19 protein-coding genes are annotated in these 19,105 nt (G+C 41.5%); 16 read left to right on the forward strand and 3 right to left on the reverse strand.

Annotation, left to right across the window (positions count from 1 at the left end):
• Positions 1 to 113: 113 nt before the first annotated feature.
• The gene (locus ND16A_RS09780; RefSeq protein ID WP_033077506.1) at positions 114 to 533 is read right to left on the reverse strand and encodes a secondary thiamine-phosphate synthase enzyme YjbQ; all 420 of its coding nucleotides are present in this window, start codon (positions 531 to 533) and stop codon (positions 114 to 116) included.
• Between the two features lie 247 nt (positions 534 to 780).
• On the opposite strand from ND16A_RS09780, the gene ND16A_RS09775 reads away from it, so the two are divergent.
• The 12 genes from ND16A_RS09775 (at position 781) to rpoS (ending at position 11,784) form a co-directional block, all read left to right on the forward strand.
• Positions 781 to 2,418, forward strand: coding sequence for a CTP synthase (locus ND16A_RS09775; RefSeq protein ID WP_033077507.1), 1,638 nt, complete (start codon positions 781 to 783; stop codon positions 2,416 to 2,418).
• A gap of 309 nt (positions 2,419 to 2,727) precedes the next feature.
• The gene (gene eno / locus ND16A_RS09770) at positions 2,728 to 4,026 is read left to right on the forward strand and encodes a phosphopyruvate hydratase (protein WP_033077508.1); all 1,299 of its coding nucleotides are present in this window, start codon (positions 2,728 to 2,730) and stop codon (positions 4,024 to 4,026) included.
• A gap of 534 nt (positions 4,027 to 4,560) precedes the next feature.
• Positions 4,561 to 5,211, forward strand: a complete 651-nt coding sequence (locus ND16A_RS09765; RefSeq protein ID WP_052073053.1) for a hypothetical protein — start codon at positions 4,561 to 4,563, stop codon at positions 5,209 to 5,211.
• A gap of 132 nt (positions 5,212 to 5,343) precedes the next feature.
• Entirely contained in the window at positions 5,344 to 5,622 is a 279-nt protein-coding gene (gene ftsB, locus ND16A_RS09760; RefSeq protein ID WP_033077509.1) for a cell division protein FtsB, read from the forward strand.
• 2 nt (positions 5,623 to 5,624) lie between these two features.
• Entirely contained in the window at positions 5,625 to 6,398 is a 774-nt protein-coding gene (gene ispD, locus ND16A_RS09755; RefSeq protein WP_081945557.1) for a 2-C-methyl-D-erythritol 4-phosphate cytidylyltransferase, read from the forward strand.
• A complete protein-coding gene (gene ispF / locus ND16A_RS09750) occupies positions 6,389 to 6,886 on the forward strand; it encodes a 2-C-methyl-D-erythritol 2,4-cyclodiphosphate synthase (protein ID WP_033077510.1) in 498 nt (165 codons plus the stop codon). Before ispD ends, ispF begins: the two co-directional genes overlap by 10 nt.
• Positions 6,879 to 7,922: a tRNA pseudouridine(13) synthase TruD gene (gene truD / locus ND16A_RS09745; protein ID WP_235282097.1), complete on the forward strand. Its 1,044-nt coding sequence runs from the start codon at positions 6,879 to 6,881 to the stop codon at positions 7,920 to 7,922. The genes ispF and truD overlap by 8 nt, the downstream gene beginning before the upstream one ends.
• A 10-nt stretch (positions 7,923 to 7,932) precedes the next feature.
• Positions 7,933 to 8,685, forward strand: coding sequence for a 5'/3'-nucleotidase SurE (gene surE, locus ND16A_RS09740; protein ID WP_033077511.1), 753 nt, complete (start codon positions 7,933 to 7,935; stop codon positions 8,683 to 8,685).
• Positions 8,682 to 9,338 carry a protein-L-isoaspartate(D-aspartate) O-methyltransferase gene (locus ND16A_RS09735; protein ID WP_033077512.1) on the forward strand — a complete coding sequence of 219 codons (657 nt, stop codon included), beginning with the start codon at positions 8,682 to 8,684 and terminating at the stop codon, positions 9,336 to 9,338. The genes surE and ND16A_RS09735 overlap by 4 nt, the downstream gene beginning before the upstream one ends.
• Entirely contained in the window at positions 9,335 to 9,913 is a 579-nt protein-coding gene (locus ND16A_RS09730) for a YqaA family protein (RefSeq protein WP_033077513.1), read from the forward strand. Before ND16A_RS09735 ends, ND16A_RS09730 begins: the two co-directional genes overlap by 4 nt.
• Positions 9,914 to 9,979: 66 nt before the next feature.
• Positions 9,980 to 10,792 (forward strand): peptidoglycan DD-metalloendopeptidase family protein, encoded by an 813-nt coding sequence (locus ND16A_RS09725; protein ID WP_033077514.1) that lies wholly within the window; start codon positions 9,980 to 9,982, stop codon positions 10,790 to 10,792.
• A gap of 77 nt (positions 10,793 to 10,869) precedes the next feature.
• Positions 10,870 to 11,784: an RNA polymerase sigma factor RpoS gene (gene rpoS / locus ND16A_RS09720; RefSeq protein ID WP_033077515.1), complete on the forward strand. Its 915-nt coding sequence runs from the start codon at positions 10,870 to 10,872 to the stop codon at positions 11,782 to 11,784.
• Between the two features lie 164 nt (positions 11,785 to 11,948).
• On the opposite strand, the gene mutS is transcribed toward rpoS, so the two are convergent.
• On the reverse strand, positions 11,949 to 14,504 hold the full coding sequence (mutS, locus tag ND16A_RS09715) for a DNA mismatch repair protein MutS (protein WP_033077516.1): 2,556 nt from the start codon (positions 14,502 to 14,504) through the stop codon (positions 11,949 to 11,951).
• A 270-nt stretch (positions 14,505 to 14,774) separates the two neighbouring features.
• On the opposite strand from mutS, the gene ND16A_RS09710 reads away from it, so the two are divergent.
• From ND16A_RS09710 to ND16A_RS09695, 4 genes are all read left to right on the forward strand, one after another.
• Positions 14,775 to 16,049, forward strand: coding sequence for a tyrosine-type recombinase/integrase (locus ND16A_RS09710; RefSeq protein WP_033077517.1), 1,275 nt, complete (start codon positions 14,775 to 14,777; stop codon positions 16,047 to 16,049).
• A gap of 450 nt (positions 16,050 to 16,499) precedes the next feature.
• Positions 16,500 to 16,808 carry a hypothetical protein gene (locus ND16A_RS09705; protein ID WP_033077518.1) on the forward strand — a complete coding sequence of 103 codons (309 nt, stop codon included), beginning with the start codon at positions 16,500 to 16,502 and terminating at the stop codon, positions 16,806 to 16,808.
• Positions 16,795 to 17,154: a HipA N-terminal domain-containing protein gene (locus ND16A_RS09700; protein ID WP_033077519.1), complete on the forward strand. Its 360-nt coding sequence runs from the start codon at positions 16,795 to 16,797 to the stop codon at positions 17,152 to 17,154. The genes ND16A_RS09705 and ND16A_RS09700 overlap by 14 nt, the downstream gene beginning before the upstream one ends.
• A gap of 2 nt (positions 17,155 to 17,156) precedes the next feature.
• Positions 17,157 to 18,152 carry a type II toxin-antitoxin system HipA family toxin gene (locus ND16A_RS09695; protein WP_052073055.1) on the forward strand — a complete coding sequence of 332 codons (996 nt, stop codon included), beginning with the start codon at positions 17,157 to 17,159 and terminating at the stop codon, positions 18,150 to 18,152.
• A gap of 577 nt (positions 18,153 to 18,729) precedes the next feature.
• On the opposite strand, the gene ND16A_RS09690 is transcribed toward ND16A_RS09695, so the two are convergent.
• Positions 18,730 to 19,105: IS3 family transposase (locus ND16A_RS09690; protein WP_033077529.1), on the reverse strand; the 376-nt coding region annotated here is incomplete at its 5' end.

The raw sequence follows: 19,105 nt of genomic DNA on the forward strand, positions 1-19,105 counted from the left end.
TAGAGCTCGTGATGGAATGACGTGGTTAATTGTTTCTGAGTATTGTCCAGATACTTAGATTTGTGGCTGCAATATTTTATTTACGCTGACTGCCCGTAGCTCGTACCCCGTATCTATTCCCCATGAATAGTGGCAATAATTCTCCTGCTGCCAGCATGGTTGCGATGCTCGCCTAGATAAATACCCTGCCAGGTACCTAGTGCCAGTTGGCCATTGCTGATAGGGATGGTTAGCTGACAGCCTAATATGGACGATTTGATATGCGCAGGCATATCATCAGGGCCCTCATAATCGTGCTGATAATAGGGGGCATTTTCCGGCACGAAAGTATTAAAATGTTGTTCTAAATCTGCCCTGACGGTGGGATCCGCATTTTCATTTATGGTTAATGACGCGGAAGTGTGCTGTAAAAATAAGTGCAACAAACCGGAATCGATATTTTGTAACTGCGGCAATTGCTGGACGATATCATTATCGATTAAATGAAAGCCACGAGTTTTAGCGCGTATAGAAAGTTGTTGTTGTAACCACATAAGCAATAATCTTTTATTTGCAATAAAATAAGCTTATAACAATGTTGGCCAATTTGTGAACTAATTCAGCTAAATTCGTTATTGTTGTGCGGCCTGGCTTTTGCTACAATATCGCCCCGTCCTGCTACACTTGTAGTGACTACTAATTTACACCCTCATTATCTACCTGTTTTCATAATTAGGTATGCATTGTTGGTGATAAATTACTTAAACAATTTTCTGTTAATTCCATGGTTCTGGGTTTCAAATGACAACAAGATATATTTTTGTAACAGGTGGGGTTGTATCATCCCTTGGTAAAGGTATTGCTGCCGCTTCAATGGCTGCTATTTTAGAAGCCCGTGGCTTAAAAGTAACCATGCTAAAACTTGATCCGTATATTAATGTTGATCCAGGCACTATGAGCCCTATCCAGCATGGTGAAGTTTTTGTAACCAACGATGGTGCTGAAACTGATCTGGATTTAGGTCATTACGAACGTTTTATTCGTACCAAAATGACCAAGAAAAACAACTTCACTACCGGCAGTATCTATCAGGGGATATTAGCCCGCGAACGTCGTGGAGAATTTCTCGGAGCCACTATTCAGGTGATCCCACACATTACCAACGACATCAAACGTCGAGTGATTGAAGGTGCGGAAGGCTTTGATGTTGCCATGGTTGAAATTGGCGGCACGGTAGGTGATATCGAATCACAACCATTTTTAGAAGCAATTCGTCAACTTGGCGTTGAGGTTGGCCGCGAACGTGCCATGTATATGCATCTAACGTTAGTGCCTTATTTGGCCGCTTCCGGTGAAATTAAAACCAAACCAACGCAGCACTCGGTCAAAGAATTGCGCTCAATCGGTATCTTCCCTGATATCTTAGTATGTCGCAGTGAAGGTCCAATACCGGCGAACGAACGTGCCAAAATTGCCTTGTTCTGTAACGTTGAAGAAAAAGCCGTAGTATCAATGCGTGACGTCGACAGCATTTATAAAATACCTGCACTGTTAGTGGCACAAGGCACCGATGAAATTGTCTGCAAACGTTTCGGTATTGATGTCCCTGTTGCCGATTTACACGAATGGGAACAAGTGTTATTCCAGGAAGCGAATCCTAAAGGTGAAGTGACTATCGGTATGGTGGGCAAATACATTGAACTACCAGACGCCTACAAATCGGTGAATGAAGCGTTAAAACATGCTGGCTTGAAAAACCAGTTAACGGTGAATATCAAATACATTGACTCACAAACTGTGGAAGCGAAAGGCGAAGAAGTGCTAAAAGGTGTTGACGCTTTACTCGTTCCCGGTGGATTTGGCGAACGTGGTGTTGAAGGTAAGATTGCCACGGCAAAATACGCTCGTGAAAACAACATTCCATATTTTGGCATCTGTTTAGGGATGCAAGTAGCGCTTGTTGAATTTGCCCGTAATGTGGCCAAGATGGAGAATGCGCATTCAACCGAATTTGATAAAAACTCAGCGTTTCCTGTGGTTGGTTTAATCGAAGAATGGTTAGATGAAGAAGGCCAGGTGGAAACACGCAGTGAAAATTCTGATTTAGGCGGTACTATGCGCTTGGGCTCACAACAGTGTCACCTAATTGCTGGCACCAAAGCTGCGGAGATTTACGGCGCAGAAAGTATTTTTGAACGTCATCGCCATCGTTTTGAAGTGAACAATAACTTCAGAGAGCAATTATCTGCATCTGGGCTGGTATTTTCAGGCTTATCTGCCGATAAAAAACTGGTGGAGATGATCGAAATTCCAGAGCATATCTGGTTTGTTGCTGGTCAGTTCCATCCAGAGTTTAATTCAACGCCGCGAGATGGTCATCCGTTATTTGAAAGCTTTATTGCTGCCGCGTTCGAACATCAAAAACTTGAACAACACTAAATAACTCCTAGCCGCATCTATAGAAATATATTTGCGGCTTTTTTATACATGGATGTATTTATACCCGGCAGGCAGGGATAGCCTTTAGAGGGTGATTATACATGGATGTATTTATACCCGGCAGGCAGGGATAGCCTTTAGAGGGTGATTATACATGGATGTATAAATTTCTGTGTTATCCATGGACGAATAATATGAAACATATAAGTACGAATAATAAGCTGGAAACATCATTATGGTTAATTTCCGGCACAATAAAAGTTAAATTCAACACTACAAACATTAAACATAAGTAATTTTGAGGTCACAATGTCTGAAATAGTTAAAGTAATCGCTCGTGAAGTTATGGACTCACGTGGTAACCCTACAGTAGAAGCTGATGTGCGTTTAGCATCTGGTGCGTTTGGTCGCGCTTGTGCTCCATCTGGCGCATCAACCGGTTCTCGTGAAGCTCTTGAATTACGCGATGGCGATAAAGCGCGTTATTTAGGTAAAGGTGTATTAAAAGCCGTTGCTGCTGTGAACAACGATATTGCCGCTGCCCTAAAAGGTAAAAATGCGTTAAACCAAGCTGAAGTCGATCAGATAATGATTGAACTTGATGGTACTGAAAACAAAGAGACCTTTGGTGCTAACGCTATCTTGGCTGTTTCTTTAGCTGTTGCGAAGGCGGCCGCTGTTGATAAAGGTGTTGAACTTTACCAACACATTGCTGATCTTAATGGCACTCCTGGTGTTTACAGCTTACCAGTACCTATGATGAACATCATCAATGGTGGTGAACATGCCGACAACAACGTTGATATTCAAGAGTTTATGATCCAGCCTGTGGGCGCAGCAAACTTTAGCGAAGCATTACGTATGGGCGCAGAAGTATTCCACGCGTTGAAAAAAGTATTATCGGCAAAAGGCTTAAATACAGCTGTTGGCGATGAAGGTGGTTTTGCCCCTGATTTAGCATCAAATGCCGATGCGTTAGCGGTTATCAAAGAAGCTATTGCCGCTTCCGGTTATGAGTTAGATAAAGATATCACTTTAGCGATGGATTGTGCCGCTTCTGAATTTTATGATGCTGACAAAAATATCTACGACCTTAAAGGTGAAGGTAAGCAATTCACTTCAAATCAGTTCTCAGATTTCTTAGCCGAGTTGTGTCAACAATACCCAATCGTATCTATTGAAGATGGTTTGGATGAATCAGATTGGGATGGTTTCAAATACCAAACCGATTTAATTGGCGATAAAGTACAAATTGTTGGTGATGATTTATTCGTTACCAATACTAAAATCCTTAAACGCGGTATTGATAATGGTATTGCCAACTCTATCTTGATCAAATTTAACCAAATTGGTACGTTAACTGAAACATTAAACGCTATCAAGATGGCAAAAGATGCCGGTTACACCGCCGTTATTTCGCACCGTAGTGGTGAAACGGAAGATGCAACCATTGCTGATTTAGCCGTTGGTACTGCTGCTGGTCAAATCAAGACGGGTTCATTATGTCGTTCAGACCGTGTATCTAAATATAACCAATTACTTCGTATTGAAGAATTTTTAGGTGATGCGGCGATCTATAATGGTCGTAGTGAAATTAAAGGCCAATAAACTCGCAATTGTAGCGAATACTTAAAAAGCTTGCTGCTGATGCAAGCCGATTAGTTAACGTGGTTCTAATAAAAGCACTAGATTATTTACCTAATCTAGTGCTTTTTTATTATCAGGATTTACATCCGTGAGTAATTACTCGAGTATTAGCTTGGAGCGGATATTCACTTTCTTCGAAAAATAGCGCCGTCGTCCCATCATGCTTTTGGATGGGATCTCCTAAACCCCAATAGAGCCTTTAACAAAGCCACCTTGAAACTGAAGGAGGTTCCGTGCAACAACATCACGGAATGACGGTGCTTATTTTCTCTTAATGTGCATATTTCAATGGTATTTCTTTTCTGAATATGTGGATGACTGTAAATGGCTCAAAACGAAAGTAAGCACTTTATCGATATGAAAGTACTTATCCTGCTGAAGCATGGATGGCTTAAATTCTGCTAATTCCCTCAAAATCTTGCACTATCAATACTTTCGGGTATATCATTTAGTCATTCTTAGAAGTTTTTTTAAGCAGTATTAAGCAGTTTTTTGATGGCAGATTTATTAACCGATGCATTGGCGCAATCTTCCCAGTTTTCTGAGCTGTGTAGTGCTTTGTATGAGCGTGAAATAAACTTGTTAGCAGATGCAAAGTTTAACTCGGCTGAGCAAGTACAAGCTCGGTTAAAAAGCCTGCCTCATTATATCAAACGTACGGCCGGTTCGATGCTAGCGGTAGATAGCCCATTATTACTGGATTTGCAAAATGGCAGCTGGAGCGAAAAACAGGCGAAAAAAATCCCGCTTAAAGAGCAAAGTGCCAGCGACATTCAAAAATGGTATCAAAATAACAAACTGCAGTTAGGTTTGGTGGTGCCGGTGCTGATCAAAGAGCGGGGAACGTCGCGCATCATGATCGATTGTATCGATAGAATTGATTTGGACAATCAGCGCTTTCGCAGTAATTATTGTGGCTGGTTTTACTTAACTGAATTGCCGATGCACAAGGATGCAAGCTTTACCCTGTTAAAACCCAGTAAAAAAGTTCTTACTGCCGCTTGCAGTGGCCATCAATGGCAGGGCAATAACCGGACCCAGCCTTCCACCTTGTCGTTAAGAGAATTATTACTTTCTTGTCAAATAAACTGGCGTAACTTTAAATTGCCAGCATCGATCAAATCTCAATTGTTCAATAGTCAATAACAGCAAGTCGCACGGTATATTCCCTACTTTTGTCGATATTTACGACTCCACCAATAATATTGGTGGACTTGAGATCTCCTGTATTTATAATGTTAAACTTAGACAAAATGATAATAATAACGATCACTCAATATGAGATTAATCACAGCATTACTGGTACTGTTTTTAGTATTGCTCCAATACCGTTTATGGTTTGGCAAAAACAGCGTGCCCGATTATCTTGAACTGAAAAAAAGCGTTGCCAGACAACTTGAGCTAAACAACAAACTCGAGCAACGAAATAAACTTATTTATGCCGATATCGACGATCTCAAAAATGGCCTGCAAGCCGTAGAAGAGCGTGCCCGTAATGAACTTGGCATGATCAAAGACGGTGAAACCTTTTTCCGAGTAATTCCCCAAGAGAATTAACATTGAATAACCAATCCTTTGTAAACCCAAATGTTTCCAACCACTACAGTGTGGTTGTACCTGCTGCCGGTATCGGTAAACGCATGAGCGAAACTATTGCCAAGCAATACCTCAAAATTGCTGGCAAGTCTATTCTTGAACATACGCTTGAGCGCTTGTTATCGCACCCTAAAATTAACCACATCGTGGTTGCTCTTGCAGAGCACGATCAATCATTTAGCCGCTTAGCCGTTGCCAGTAATCCACAAATTAGCACGGTTATTGGTGGTGGCGAAAGAAGTGATTCGGTATTGGCTGGCTTAACAGCCCTCGCTAATGCTGGTACTAATAAAGAAAGCAATACTTCCGGCAAGTGGGTATTGGTGCACGATGCGGCCAGGCCATGCGTTACCCATGCCGATATTGATGCGCTGATTGGGTTTTGTCAAAACCATTGCACTGACAATAACAGTGCCGGCGCAATTTTAGCGACGCCGGTAAGAGATACGATGAAAAGGTGTGATAGTAATCAACAGATATCCCATACCGAAGAGCGAGAAAACCTTTGGCATGCACAAACACCACAAATGTTTAAACTCACTCAATTAACCCAGGCATTAACCCTGGGCTTGCAAGACAAGGCGGCAATCACCGATGAAGCATCGGCGCTGGAACATTGCGGCATTAACAGTTTTGTGGTGAGTGGCCGTGAAGACAATATAAAAATTACCCGACCATCAGATCTTAATCTCGCCGCTTTTATACTGGCTCAACAAAAGGAAGAAACATGCGTATAGGTCATGGTTTTGATGTGCATAAATTTGGAGGTAAAGGTCCGATAGTGTTAGCTGGCGTTAACATAGATTTTGACCAGGGTTTTATTGCCCATTCTGATGGTGATGTAGCCATTCATGCCTTATGTGATGCCATTCTAGGGGCATTAGCGTTAGCCGATATTGGTAATCATTTTCCCGATACCGATGCCGATTATGAAAACATTTCCAGTCGAATCTTATTGCGTCATGTGGTGGCGTTAATGATGGAACGCGGTTATCAAATCGGTAATGCCGATATCACTATCGTGGCACAAGCGCCTAAAATAGCACCACACTTGCTTAACATGCGTACTATTTTGGCGGCTGATCTACAAACCGACATCGATAACGTCAATGTAAAAGCGACGACGACAGAGAAACTGGGCTTTGAAGGACGCAAAGAAGGCATATCGGTACATGCCATAACGCTGTTAACACAACAATCTAAAAGGGAAGTCGCGCATGACTAATGTGGTAAGTGAACTGGCTTATTTACATGGCAAACCCAAGAGTCATGGAGATTTACGCAGCTCTGTCAGTGATTTTAAAGTCTTTGAATTATTACCGTTTCAGCCATCAGGTGAAGGTGAACACTTAATTATTCATATTCGCAAAACGGGAGCAAATACCTTATTTGTTGCCAGACAATTAGCTAAATACTTTAAAGTAAAAGAAGCGCTGGTTTCTTATGCGGGCCTAAAAGACAGAAACGCCGTTACAGAACAATATTTTGGCGTACATTTACCCGGCAAAACTCAATACGATCTATCGGATTTATCGATTGAAGGGGTCGAAGTCTTATCTTACCAACGACACAATAAAAAATTGAAGACCGGTGCGTTAGTTGGTAATCGCTTTGAATTAATTCTGCGCAATGTGGATGACGTTGACGATGTAAAAGCCCGTTGGCAAAAAGCAGTACAAACCGGTGTGCCCAATTACTTTGGTGAACAACGCTTTGGCCATGAAAATAACAATTTAACCGCGGCAACTGACTTATTTAATGGCAAAAAGGTTAAAGATAAGAAAAAACGAGGCTTTTATTTATCGGCAGCACGTTCGTACTTATTTAACCTGTTTGTCAGTGAACGTATACAACAAGAGAGTTTTAGTTCACCAGTAAATGGTGATGTGTATATGTTAGCGGGAACTCGCTCCATTTTTTCGCAAGCCGAGGTCGATCAAGCCATTATAACTCGTTTGGCCGAAAAGGATATTGCCATCACAGCGCCGCTGTGGGGGGCCGGTGAGCTGGCAACTTCATCTGCGGCCTTGGCGTTTGAGCAAAGCCTGGCAAATCAACAAGGGGATTATTGCCAGGGCCTGGCCAAGTTTGGTTTAAAGCAAGAGCGACGTCGCATTAATCTGGAAATTGAAGCCGGACAAATTGCATCGCAAAACGATGTGGTGACCTTGTCTTTCTTTTTGCCGGCAGGGTGTTTTGCGACAACGATATTAAGAGAACTGTTGTTATATAACGATAAATCTTTGAGCAACGAAGAGTAGGTAGGCAAAAATGAAAATTTTAGTCAGTAATGATGATGGCGTAAATGCTCCTGGGATAAAAGTGCTTAATGATGAATTGGCCAAATTTGCTGAAACCTTAGTGATTGCCCCTGACAGAAATTGCAGTGGCGCCAGTAACTCATTAACTTTATTAAATCCATTGCGCATTGAAACCTTAGACAACGGTTTTTTTTCCGTAAATGGTACCCCGACAGACTCTGTGCATGTCGGCATTAGTCAAATATTTGATGGTCAACCGGATTTGGTCGTAGCAGGCATTAATAATGGCGCGAATTTAGGTGATGATGTGTTGTACTCTGGCACCGTTGCTGCCGCCACAGAGGGCCGACATATGGGCTTACCAGCCGTTGCCGTTTCCTTAGTCGGTAAGCATCAGCAACACTATCAAACGGCTGCAATTGTCGCCGCTAAATTTGTTAAACGCTTAAAGCAACACCCGCTGCCGAGCGATCAAATCATTAATATTAATGTTCCGGACATTGCTATTGAGCAACTAAAAGGCATTAAAGTGACCAGACTGGGTAATCGCCATAAGGCCGAAACGATGCAAAGAAGCACGGATCCCTGGGGCCGGGATATTTTTTGGTATGGTAAATTGGGTAATGAAGCCGATTGTGGCGAAGGTACTGATTTTCATGCTATTGCCAATGGTTATGCGTCGGTGACGCCGTTGACGATTGATATGACCGCGTATAAAAGTATGCAGCAAATGACGGATTGGATGAGTGAACTTAACTTATGAATGTAACAACAAGAATTAGTGGCAAGTCGCTACGCAGTGGTGAGATTTTAGCGCAACAACTTTACAGCGCCGGGATCCGCAATAACCAGGTATTACATGCCATTGCCAATAGTCCCCGGCATATCTTTGTGCCAGAAATACTGGCCCATAAAGCTTACGATAATACGGCCTTGCCTATTGGCCAGGGACAAACCATTTCTCAACCTTACATAGTGGCGAAGATGACCGAGCTTATATTGAAGGGTTCTGCGAATGACAATGTACTTGAAATTGGCACCGGCTCCGGCTATCAGACCTCTATTTTGGCGCAGTTATTTGGCAAGGTATTTTCGGTAGAAAGGATAAAGACTTTGCAATGGCAAGCGAAACGGCGTTTACAAAAAATGGACTTGCACAACGTCGCGATGAAACATGGCGATGGCTGGAAAGGCTGGGCCAGCAAAGGCCCATATCAAGCAATCATTGTCACGGCTGCGGCCAGCTCAATACCGCAAGAATTGCTGAACCAGCTAGTTGATGGCGGCAAGTTGATAATCCCAGTTGGCGAAACCTCACAAGTGTTAAAGTTAATTACCCGTAACGGTGATGATTTTGAACAGCAACAAATTGAAGCGGTAAAATTCGTGCCATTAGTGCCAGGCGAGCTATCATGAAAATATTTTCACCATTATACGTTTGGACCATGCGTTGGGCTGAGCACAAGGCAGCGCCTGCGGTATTGTCGTTATTAACGTTTGCCGAGTCGGTATTTTTTCCTATCCCACCCGATGTGTTATTGGCGCCTATGGTGTTATCAAAACCGGAAAGAGCCTGGCGGTTAGCACTACTTACAACGGTTTCATCGGTAATTGGTGGTGTAGTCGGTTATTTATTAGGTTATCTTATGTTTGAACCGCTTATTCAGCCACTTTTAATTGACTTTAATTACATGGATAAATTTGAACATGCGATGGCGTGGTTTAAAGATTATGGCGTTTGGGTGGTGTTTATCGCTGGGTTTTCGCCTATTCCATATAAAGTGTTTACGCTCAGCGCCGGTTTTTTGCAGATGCTGTTTATTCCATTTCTTATTGCTTCTGCGGTTGGCCGCGGCATGCGCTTCTTTTTGGTTGCCGGATTAATTAAAGCTGGTGGCGAGCCAATGGAGAAAAAAATTCGCGAAAGCATAGATTTAATTGGTTGGGCGGTGGTCTTTATTATTGTCGCTTTGTATTTTATATTTAGATAATTGAGCAGGTAAAGCATTTAAATATCAATGAACTACTATTTCTTTCAGAGTCAACGGACAGTCTCAATGCTCATCGTGCTGATCACTTTGGGCATGTTATTGAGTTGCGCTGACAGAACTAGGCCGGCACCCGTGGTTAGCCTTTCAGGTAAAACCGCCAGTCCCCCGGTTAATAAAGCCACCATCAAGTCGAAGCAGTATAAAGTGAAATCGGGAGAAACTTTATACTCTATTGCCTGGCGATCGGGCAAAGATGTTCGCACCATTGCCAGTCTAAACCAGTTGTCGGCTCCCTATCGAATATACCCAGGGCAAATTTTATTGTTAACCGGTAAAGGTAGTAAAACTCTGGCTTCAGCCAAGGCAAGCTCAAAAATAAATGTTAAAACTAGACAACCTGTGCAAAAAAACGTCAAAAAAGTTGTTGCAAATCAAAAAACACAGGCGTATGGTGAAAAAAGTGGCGGAAAATTCACCAATGTAAAGGTGCCTTCTCTGACCCAGAAAGTGAAATCCTGGATGTGGCCGGTAAATGGCAAAATTATTTCCAGGTTTTCCAGCTCTGCAAAAGGCAACAAGGGCATAGACATTGCGGGTAATAAAGGGAAACCGATAAAAGCCGCTGCCGATGGTCTTGTAGTATACGCAGGCAATGCATTACGCGGTTATGGCAATCTAATAATAATAAAGCACAACGATGATTATCTAAGTGCTTATGCTCATAACGAATCTTTGTTGGTAAAAGAGCAACAAAGAGTAAAAGCGGGTAAAGTCATTGCAAAAATGGGCAACAGCGGTACGGATAGAACCATGTTGCACTTTGAAATACGATTTAGGGGCAAATCGGTAAATCCAACACGGTATTTACCGAAAATATAATAAATTTATGAAGAGAGTATAAGAGAAAGTGTTAATGATAATTTAATAATAATTCCGGTTAATATTGGGAGATATAGATGGATAAAGTAAAAGAAGTAGCTGTCAGTGAAGACATCAATGTAAAGGATACAAAAAAAGCTATCGAGGAAACCTCGTCAAATTTAGATGCAACACAAATGTATTTAAGCGAGATTGGTTTTTCCCCCTTACTGAGTGCTGAAGAAGAAGTGTTTTTTTCGCGTAAAGCGTTAAAAGGCTGTGAAGCATCACGAGCAAGAATGATTGAGAGTAATCTGCGTCTTGTTGTCAAAATCGCCCGAAGGTACAATAACCGTGGACTGCCATTATTAGATTTAATTGAAGAAGGCAACTTAGGCTTAATTAGAGCCGTAGAAAAATTTGACCCAGAACGTGGCTTCCGCTTTTCTACTTATGCCACCTGGTGGATCCGCCAAACGATTGAACGAGCAATCATGAATCAAACTCGTACGATTCGACTCCCCATTCATGTAGTTAAAGAACTGAACGTATATTTACGTGCCGCTCGAGAGCTGGTGCAAAAATTGGATCATGAGCCTACTGCCGAAGAAATCGCGCAAAAACTGGATGTTCCAGTATCTGATGTCAGCAAAATGCTAAAACTTAATGAACGTATTACTTCTGTGGATACCCCGTTTGGTGGTGAATCGGACAAAGCGTTATTGGATGTTATTGCCGATGAGAAGGGGCAGGGCCCAGAAACCAACTTGCAAGACGGTGATATCAAGCAAAATATTGTGCACTGGTTAAATGAGTTAAACTCTAAGCAACGTGAAGTATTAGCAAGACGCTTTGGTTTACTTGGCTACGAGCCGGCGACACTGGAAGATGTAGGTCATGAGATTGGTTTAACTCGTGAACGCGTAAGACAAATTCAAGTGGAAGCATTAAAACGATTACGTGATATATTATCCGCGCAAAACCTTTCCATTGAAGCCTTGTTTCAATCGTAAAAATTAGAACTTCAATAAACCAAAAGACCAGCTATTTAGCTGGTCTTTCTATTTGTCACTTCGAAAAAATGGCTTGGCGGCAATTCATTCTCGCATTTTGACTTAATTAAAACCCGGCTTCACCTAACCTATATCGTTACAATGAACTCAGGATAATCGAGAATTTAAGTTTTAGATTTTAATTCAAACAGTAAATCCAGCGCTTGTCTTGGCGTAATGTCATCGATATTCATCGCTTTCAATTCACTTACCACCTGGTGCTCTTCAATAAACATATCTTGCTGAATTTCTGCTGCTGCGCTGGTGCTAATTACTGTTGCTGGAGCTTGTCGTTCAAGTTCAGCTAATCGCTGTTTTGCCCGTAAAATTACTGGCTTAGGAACGCCAGCTAATTGCGCTACTTGCAAACCAAAACTTTTACTGGCGGCGCCTTCTTGCACGGCATGCATAAAAATAATGGAATCATCATGCTCCATTGCATCTAGGTGAACATTCGCCAAACTATCTATTTGTTCTGCCAGTTCGGTGAGCTCAAAGTAATGGCTGGCAAATAAGGTAAATGCCTTACTATTTATCGCTAAATATTCGGCACAGGCCCAGGCCAGTGATAAGCCGTCATAAGTACTGGTGCCGCGGCCAATTTCATCGAGTAATACTAATGAATGCTCACTGGCATTATGCAGTATATTGGCGGTTTCGGTCATTTCCACCATAAAGGTCGAACGGCCGCTGGCCAAATCATCAGAAGCGCCAATGCGGGTAAAGATGCGATCCACCAGGCCTATTTCGGCTCTGTCAGCCGGCACAAAACTGCCAACGTGAGCCAGTAAGGTAATTAACGCCGTTTGACGCATGTAAGTCGATTTACCACCCATATTGGGACCCGTAATAATCAGCATTTTCCGTTGGCTGGATAACTCCACCGGATTGGCAATAAATGCGTCCTTTGTAACTTGCTCTACCACAGGGTGGCGTCCGGCATTGATATGAATGCCCGGCGAAGTGGAAAGTGTCGGTTTATGGTAATTTAATGACAGTGCCCGTTCGGCAAAATTGTTGAGCACATCTAACGTGGCTACCGCATCTGAACAAAGTTGTAACTGTTCAATATGTGGTGCAAATTGATCAAACAACTGATCATATAAGCGCTTTTCCAGCGCCAGGAAACGGCTTTGCGCGGTAAGCACTTTTTCTTCATGCGATTTCAGCTCTTCGGTAATAAAGCGCTCATTGTTTTTTAGGGTTTGCCGACGAATGTATTCAACCGGAACATCCCCTGATTGACTGCGGCTGATCTCAATATAAAAGCCGTGGACTCTGTTGTAACCAACTTTTAATGTACTGATCCCGGTTTTATCACGCTCTCGCTGCTCCAGCTCGGCAAGAAAATTACTGGCACCCTGACTCAGATCACGCAGTGTATCGAGCTCTGCGTTATAACCTGGTGCCAGCACACCACCATCGCGGATCAGTACTGGCGGATTATCAACAATGGCGTGAGTTAACAGTTGCTGCAGCTCAGGCAATGCCTTGCTATCGTTACTGAGTTGCTGCATAAACGGCTGATCAGATAATTCGGTCAACGCATTTAACTCGGGTAGCAAGCCTAACGCATTGCGCAGGCGAGCAAAATCTCGCGGACGAGCGCTGCGCAACGCTATACGGGCGATGATCCTTTCGATATCGCCAATGCCTTTGATCGAGTCAAAAATATCCGCTTGCACATCCTCGCTAATAATCGCGCTGATTGCATCTTGTCGATTCGATAACACAGTAAGATCGCGTAATGGAAAGTGCAGCCAACGTTTTAATAACCTTGCACCCATTGCCGATGCGGTTTTATCGAGAACCGCAGCTAAGGTATTGTCAAAACCGCCAGCTAAATTTTGCGTTAACTCAAGGTTTCTACGGGTCGCAGAATCTAAAATCACACCTTGCGCATAAACTTCAGCTTTTATACTACGAATATGTGGCAGTGCCGTTCTTTGCGTATCATTAACGTACTGCATTAAGCAACCGGCAGCCGCCAAACCATAAGGATAATTATCAACGCCGAAACCAGACAATTGCTTGGTGCCAAATTGCTGGTTTAACACTTTAAGCGCGGTGTCGAGATCAAATTCCCAGTCTGGACGCCGGCGTTTACCATTAATGTTTTCGATAATATCCAGAGGTTCAAATGATTCGGCATATAACAATTCCGCAGGAGCCAGACGTTGCAGTTCCGCCTGCAGCTGTTCTTCATTTTCCGGCTGGCAAATAACAAAGCGGCCGCTACTCATATCGAGGTAAGCAATGCCAAATTTGTCTTTATTGGCAAAAATGGACACCAATAAACTGTCGCGCTTATCTTCAAGCAGCGCCTCATCAGAAATAGTACCCGGTGTTACTACCCGCACCACTTTTCTTTCTACCGGACCTTTACTGGTTGCCGGATCGCCTATTTGCTCACAAATAGCTACCGATTCGCCCATTTGCACTAAACGAGCCAAATAGTTTTCTACGGCATGATAAGGAACCCCAGCCATAGGAATGGCATTACCACCCGTTTTCCCACGTGCGGTTAAAGAAATATCCAATAAGTCAGAAGCCTTTTTCGCATCATCAAAGAACAACTCGTAAAAGTCCCCCATACGATAGAATACTAAAATATTTTTGAATTCGGCCTTGATTTTAAGGTATTGACGCATCATAGGGGTATGTGAGGATAAATCTTTCATGTTTTTATTACACTTTTTGGTTCTGTATGGCCAGATGAGTGGCTATTTATGTGTTTGTTGTAATCTAGTGAAACAAACTGAAATTTCAATTTATTCCATGTAATCCCACTAATAAGTGTAGGTTTTGGTGTAGGTTTTTTTAGTGTATAATTGGACCATTAAAAAACCTACACCAGATCTGCTAGTTTACTAACATTCTAAGTTATAAATGCAATCATACTGATATTAAAAAGTTAGTGCTATACCTGCCATGAATAAGGACGTAATTAAATGCTAAAAGAACGAAAACCTCTAAACGCAGCGACAATTAAAGCAATGAAGCACGAAGATAAAGATCTGTCGGATATAGAGGAAAATGAAGGTTTACGCGTATCTTGTGCTAAAGCAGGCACTAAAACATTTTGTTATCGATATAAAAGCCCTATCACTAATAAATTATGTCAAATTAAAATTGGTCGATTTCCTTCTATATCACTAGCTGAGGCTAGAGTGAAATTGCAAGAGTTAAAAGTAATTCGCAATGATGGTCGTTGTCCCGCCAGTGAACAAAAAAAAGCTAAAAAAGATAAAGCTATAATTGAGGAAAAACTGTCATCAAGAATGACAGTTGCTGATGTTATAGAACTTTACTTATCTCAGTATATCGAAGATCGTAGAGTGGACGGTAAGATCATCGCAGGAGCGAGAAAGCAAAAAGGCCAAGATGAAACTAGAAGAACACTTTACTGTGATGCAGTAAAAGAGTTGGGTGGTCGATATGCTGAGGAGGTTACTCGAAAAAATATCGTTAATATGATCATGGGAATAGTTGCACGAGGCTCAAATGTCCAAGCTGGTAACGTTCTGAGAGAATTTACAGCAGCTTATGAATATTCTATTGGACTTGATAAATTTTCCGATGAATTTGCTAACCCTGCATTGTTAGCAAAAAATAGCCTTCGTCAGGCAAAGGTTCGTCTGACTTCAAAGAGAGCAACTCGCGTTTTTTCTGACAATGAATTATCCAAATTTTTGAATTGGCTACCTAGCTCTGCTTTTACTCAAACGCAAAAAAGAATTCTTAGGTTTACACTTTGGACAGGTTGCCGTACAGGGGAGGTCTGTGAGGCAGAATGGAGTGACATTGATTTAAATAAGGCAACATGGCACCTCAAAGCGACAAAAACGGATGTTGAAAGATATGTTCAATTATCAAAACAGGCGATTGATTTTTTGAGACAACTTCGTTTAGAAACAGGTAAGTATCTTTTTCCCTCGTTTAAAACCAAATTGCCTATTCAGCAAAAATCCATCACTGAGCAAGCATGGCTAATGCGCAGGGATGAAAAAATGCTTGATATAGAGCATTGGGTCCCTCACGATCTTCGCCGTACAGTCAGAACAGGTTTATCTCGATTAAAGTGTAGAAGTGAGGTTGCTGAGGCTGTACTGGGGCATGCTCGTTCAGGTATCGAAGGCACATATGATTTACATAAATATGAAGAAGATTGTAAAGAATGGCTGCAAAAATGGGCTGATCATATGGATCAATTAATTACTAATTAAATTTTTGATGTGGATGTTTGTGTCGAAAGTACAGGTTAAATTTCATTTTTAATCGTAAAACTGGGTTAAGTTACCTCATTTTGGCGCATAGATATATTTATGGAGTATACTCCATTAGCTTATGATTTGACTGAACTATTCAGGAGACTATACAAGAAATCAACAAGGACACTGATCTGCTCTCTATAAAACGGACAGCAAAATCTAGCTAAAGATGAAGTGTCTGTCAAAGTGCAATAATCCAAGATGAACTTGGAAGTATTCAAATGACTTCAAAATAGCCACCGTTCAATTAAGTTTTGTTGCTGATATCATAATCACATTTATCTTTGATCTTTGATCTTTTATATTTATAAATCGCAAATATATACGATTAATTGCTTGTATTCCCAAATAAATAAGATTATTGTTATTCAGATAGCAATATTCGTACAAATTTAGGAATTGATAATGAAACGTGAACTAAATGAAGCCTTGAGAGCAGTCAAGGAAGCAGAGCTTCTTCTTATGAAAGCATCAAAAGAAGCCGCTGCATCTAAAGACTTATTCAAATTGACTGAATTAAATGACTGTGTTGATGACTTTTGTAAGAAAACGCCTTCAACTAAAGGCGAGATTTGTCTCCTTGCTGATATTTCATCGTCAACGCTCACAGCAGCACTGAAAAACCCAGAAAAAGCCACGATGACTACCATTTCATCTATTGCATCGGTGATTGGCTTAGAAATCTTAATAGGGCGTCACAATGGATCAGTTTAGATCCCCTACGCCTAACCGTATAGGTTATGTCTATTGCAACAATCATTTTGCTGGTGTGCTTACCGAATTTAGCGACTTAAAACAACAAAGCTATACGTTTGAATATGATGCTGTTTATTTAGATTTTGGTACTCCGATTGGGTACCGTTTTGCATTAACTCCTGACAAGTTTGAGTTTGATACTTTTCCCACCTTTTTTGCTAATCTCATTTCTGAAGGTTGGTTACGTACCCACCAAGCCAACAAAGCACGGCTTGATAAAGCCGACTCTTTCGGTTTGTTGTTAGAGAACGGAAAAGAGTTAATTGGTGCGATTAGTGTATTAAAAAACAAAATTAAGGAATGACCATGTTTTGTAAAGGCGATTTACGGAATACGAAAGAAAAAGAACTGCATCATGGTTTTTCTACGTCTCACCTCAAAGGGATGTACCAACAATCAGAGCCTGTCTCAGTAAAGGGAACCTCGGACTCGTTTGATGAAATGGTGGTGGACCATACAACTGGCACCTCTATCTCAGGCGTCCAACGTAAAATGTTTATGACCCTAGAAAACAATGTTTTAGTGCCCAGTAACCAAGGCGAATACATCGTAAAACCCACACCAAAACATTTTCCTCAGTTAGCAGAAAATGAACACGCCATCATGAAGATAGCTGAGCGGTTAAAAATAAAGGTCGCAAAGTGCTCAGTGGCGCCTTTTGAAGATGGTGAGTTGGCGTATGTGACAAAACGATTTGATTTAACATCAACAGCAGGTATTAATTTCTTCATTGAAGATGGCGCTAGTATTTGTGATGTTCACCCCTTGAATAAGGGTAGCGATGCGCTGTCTTATGAAACGTGTATAAAAACCATGGTAAAGGCGTGTGGTGGTGCTACTGCCATTGCAGCTCAAGCCGTAAAACTTGTGTTATTTTCTTATATTGTGGGAAATAATGATTTGCATTTAAAAAACTTTTCACTGCAACGCAAGCCCTCAAGCAAAACGCATATCATGGACGGATTCACGCCCCTATACGATGTACTCAGCGTAGCGCCATATCCTGAGTATGATACGGTGTATTTATCATTATCTTTATTGGAGATTGAAACGGAAGGTGACTTTAGCTCAAGTCATGACGTTTATGGGTATTACACGCAATATGATTTTATTTTGTTATTAGGGGCGTTAGGGATTAAACAGCGAGTAGCTGAAAAAGTGATCATGAACTTTACCGATGATCTTCAAAAAGCAGCAACTGAAGTCATCGCTTATTCATCCCTTGATGATAAGCTTAAAACGATCATCATGAAGCGTATTAATGATCGCTGTATATCTATCAAACAACCGATCTTATATTGATAGAGGCATCACATGATTATTACTCGACTAACAAGCACCACAGAGCCTGTCTGACAGCGCGGTTATTACTAACTTTAACTTGGTCTGCCTTGTTAGGTGGACTCGAACAGTGGATAGTTAGCCCTGAAGTTTAAACCTTACAATGTGTTTTTTATTAGGTGTAAACCTCGTTTACAAACCTCAGTTTTTTGCCGAACCACCCCACCTAATCATCTAAGGATTGCTGTTAAGAGTGCCCTAATGGGGAGGGATTTAGTTAGATCTTTTTAAAACTAAAATGGCAGTCTTGTAAAGGCTTCCAGAGCACAAGTAGTATGTTCTAAGCTGCGATGATACTTAATATTTTCTTTGCTATAAACGTATCAATCTAGGTCACTAATTATATAGCATACTAAATAGAGTCGTCCACCTTAGTAAAGTTCCCCTAAGTGGAGTCGGTGTTTTTGAAGAATAGGGGAGTTCAACTTGGCAAAAGTCTCCTAAGTGGAATCGGTGTTTTTGAAGAATAGGGTAGTTCAACTTGGCAAAAGTCTCCTAAGTGGAATCTGACCTGGTCAACCAAATTCAGTCACCCCAGTTAAGCAACCATATCTAAATTGTTTATCATCGCTTCAAAGTTATTTGGACTTTGGTAATCCAGATAAGAATGTAGGCGACGACTGTTGTACCACATTGTTATGTAATTCAATATATCTTGCTGAGCAGCATAGCGTGTTTGATAATTGCGCCAATGAACTCGTTCTTGTTTCAAGCTGCCAAAGAAACTTTCTGCAACGGCATTATCCCAGCAGCAACCTTTTTTACTCATACTACCAACAAAGCCATGCGATTTAATTAGCTTTCTGTATTTGTGGCTAGCATATTGAACGCCTTGATCAGAGTGAACGATAAGACCTGCTTTGGGTTGTCGCTGCCAAATAGCCATAGTTAATGCATCACAAACAAGATCGGCT

Source organism: Thalassotalea sp. ND16A (assembly GCF_000764205.1).
Classification (GTDB): Bacteria; Pseudomonadota; Gammaproteobacteria; order Enterobacterales; family Alteromonadaceae; genus Thalassotalea_A.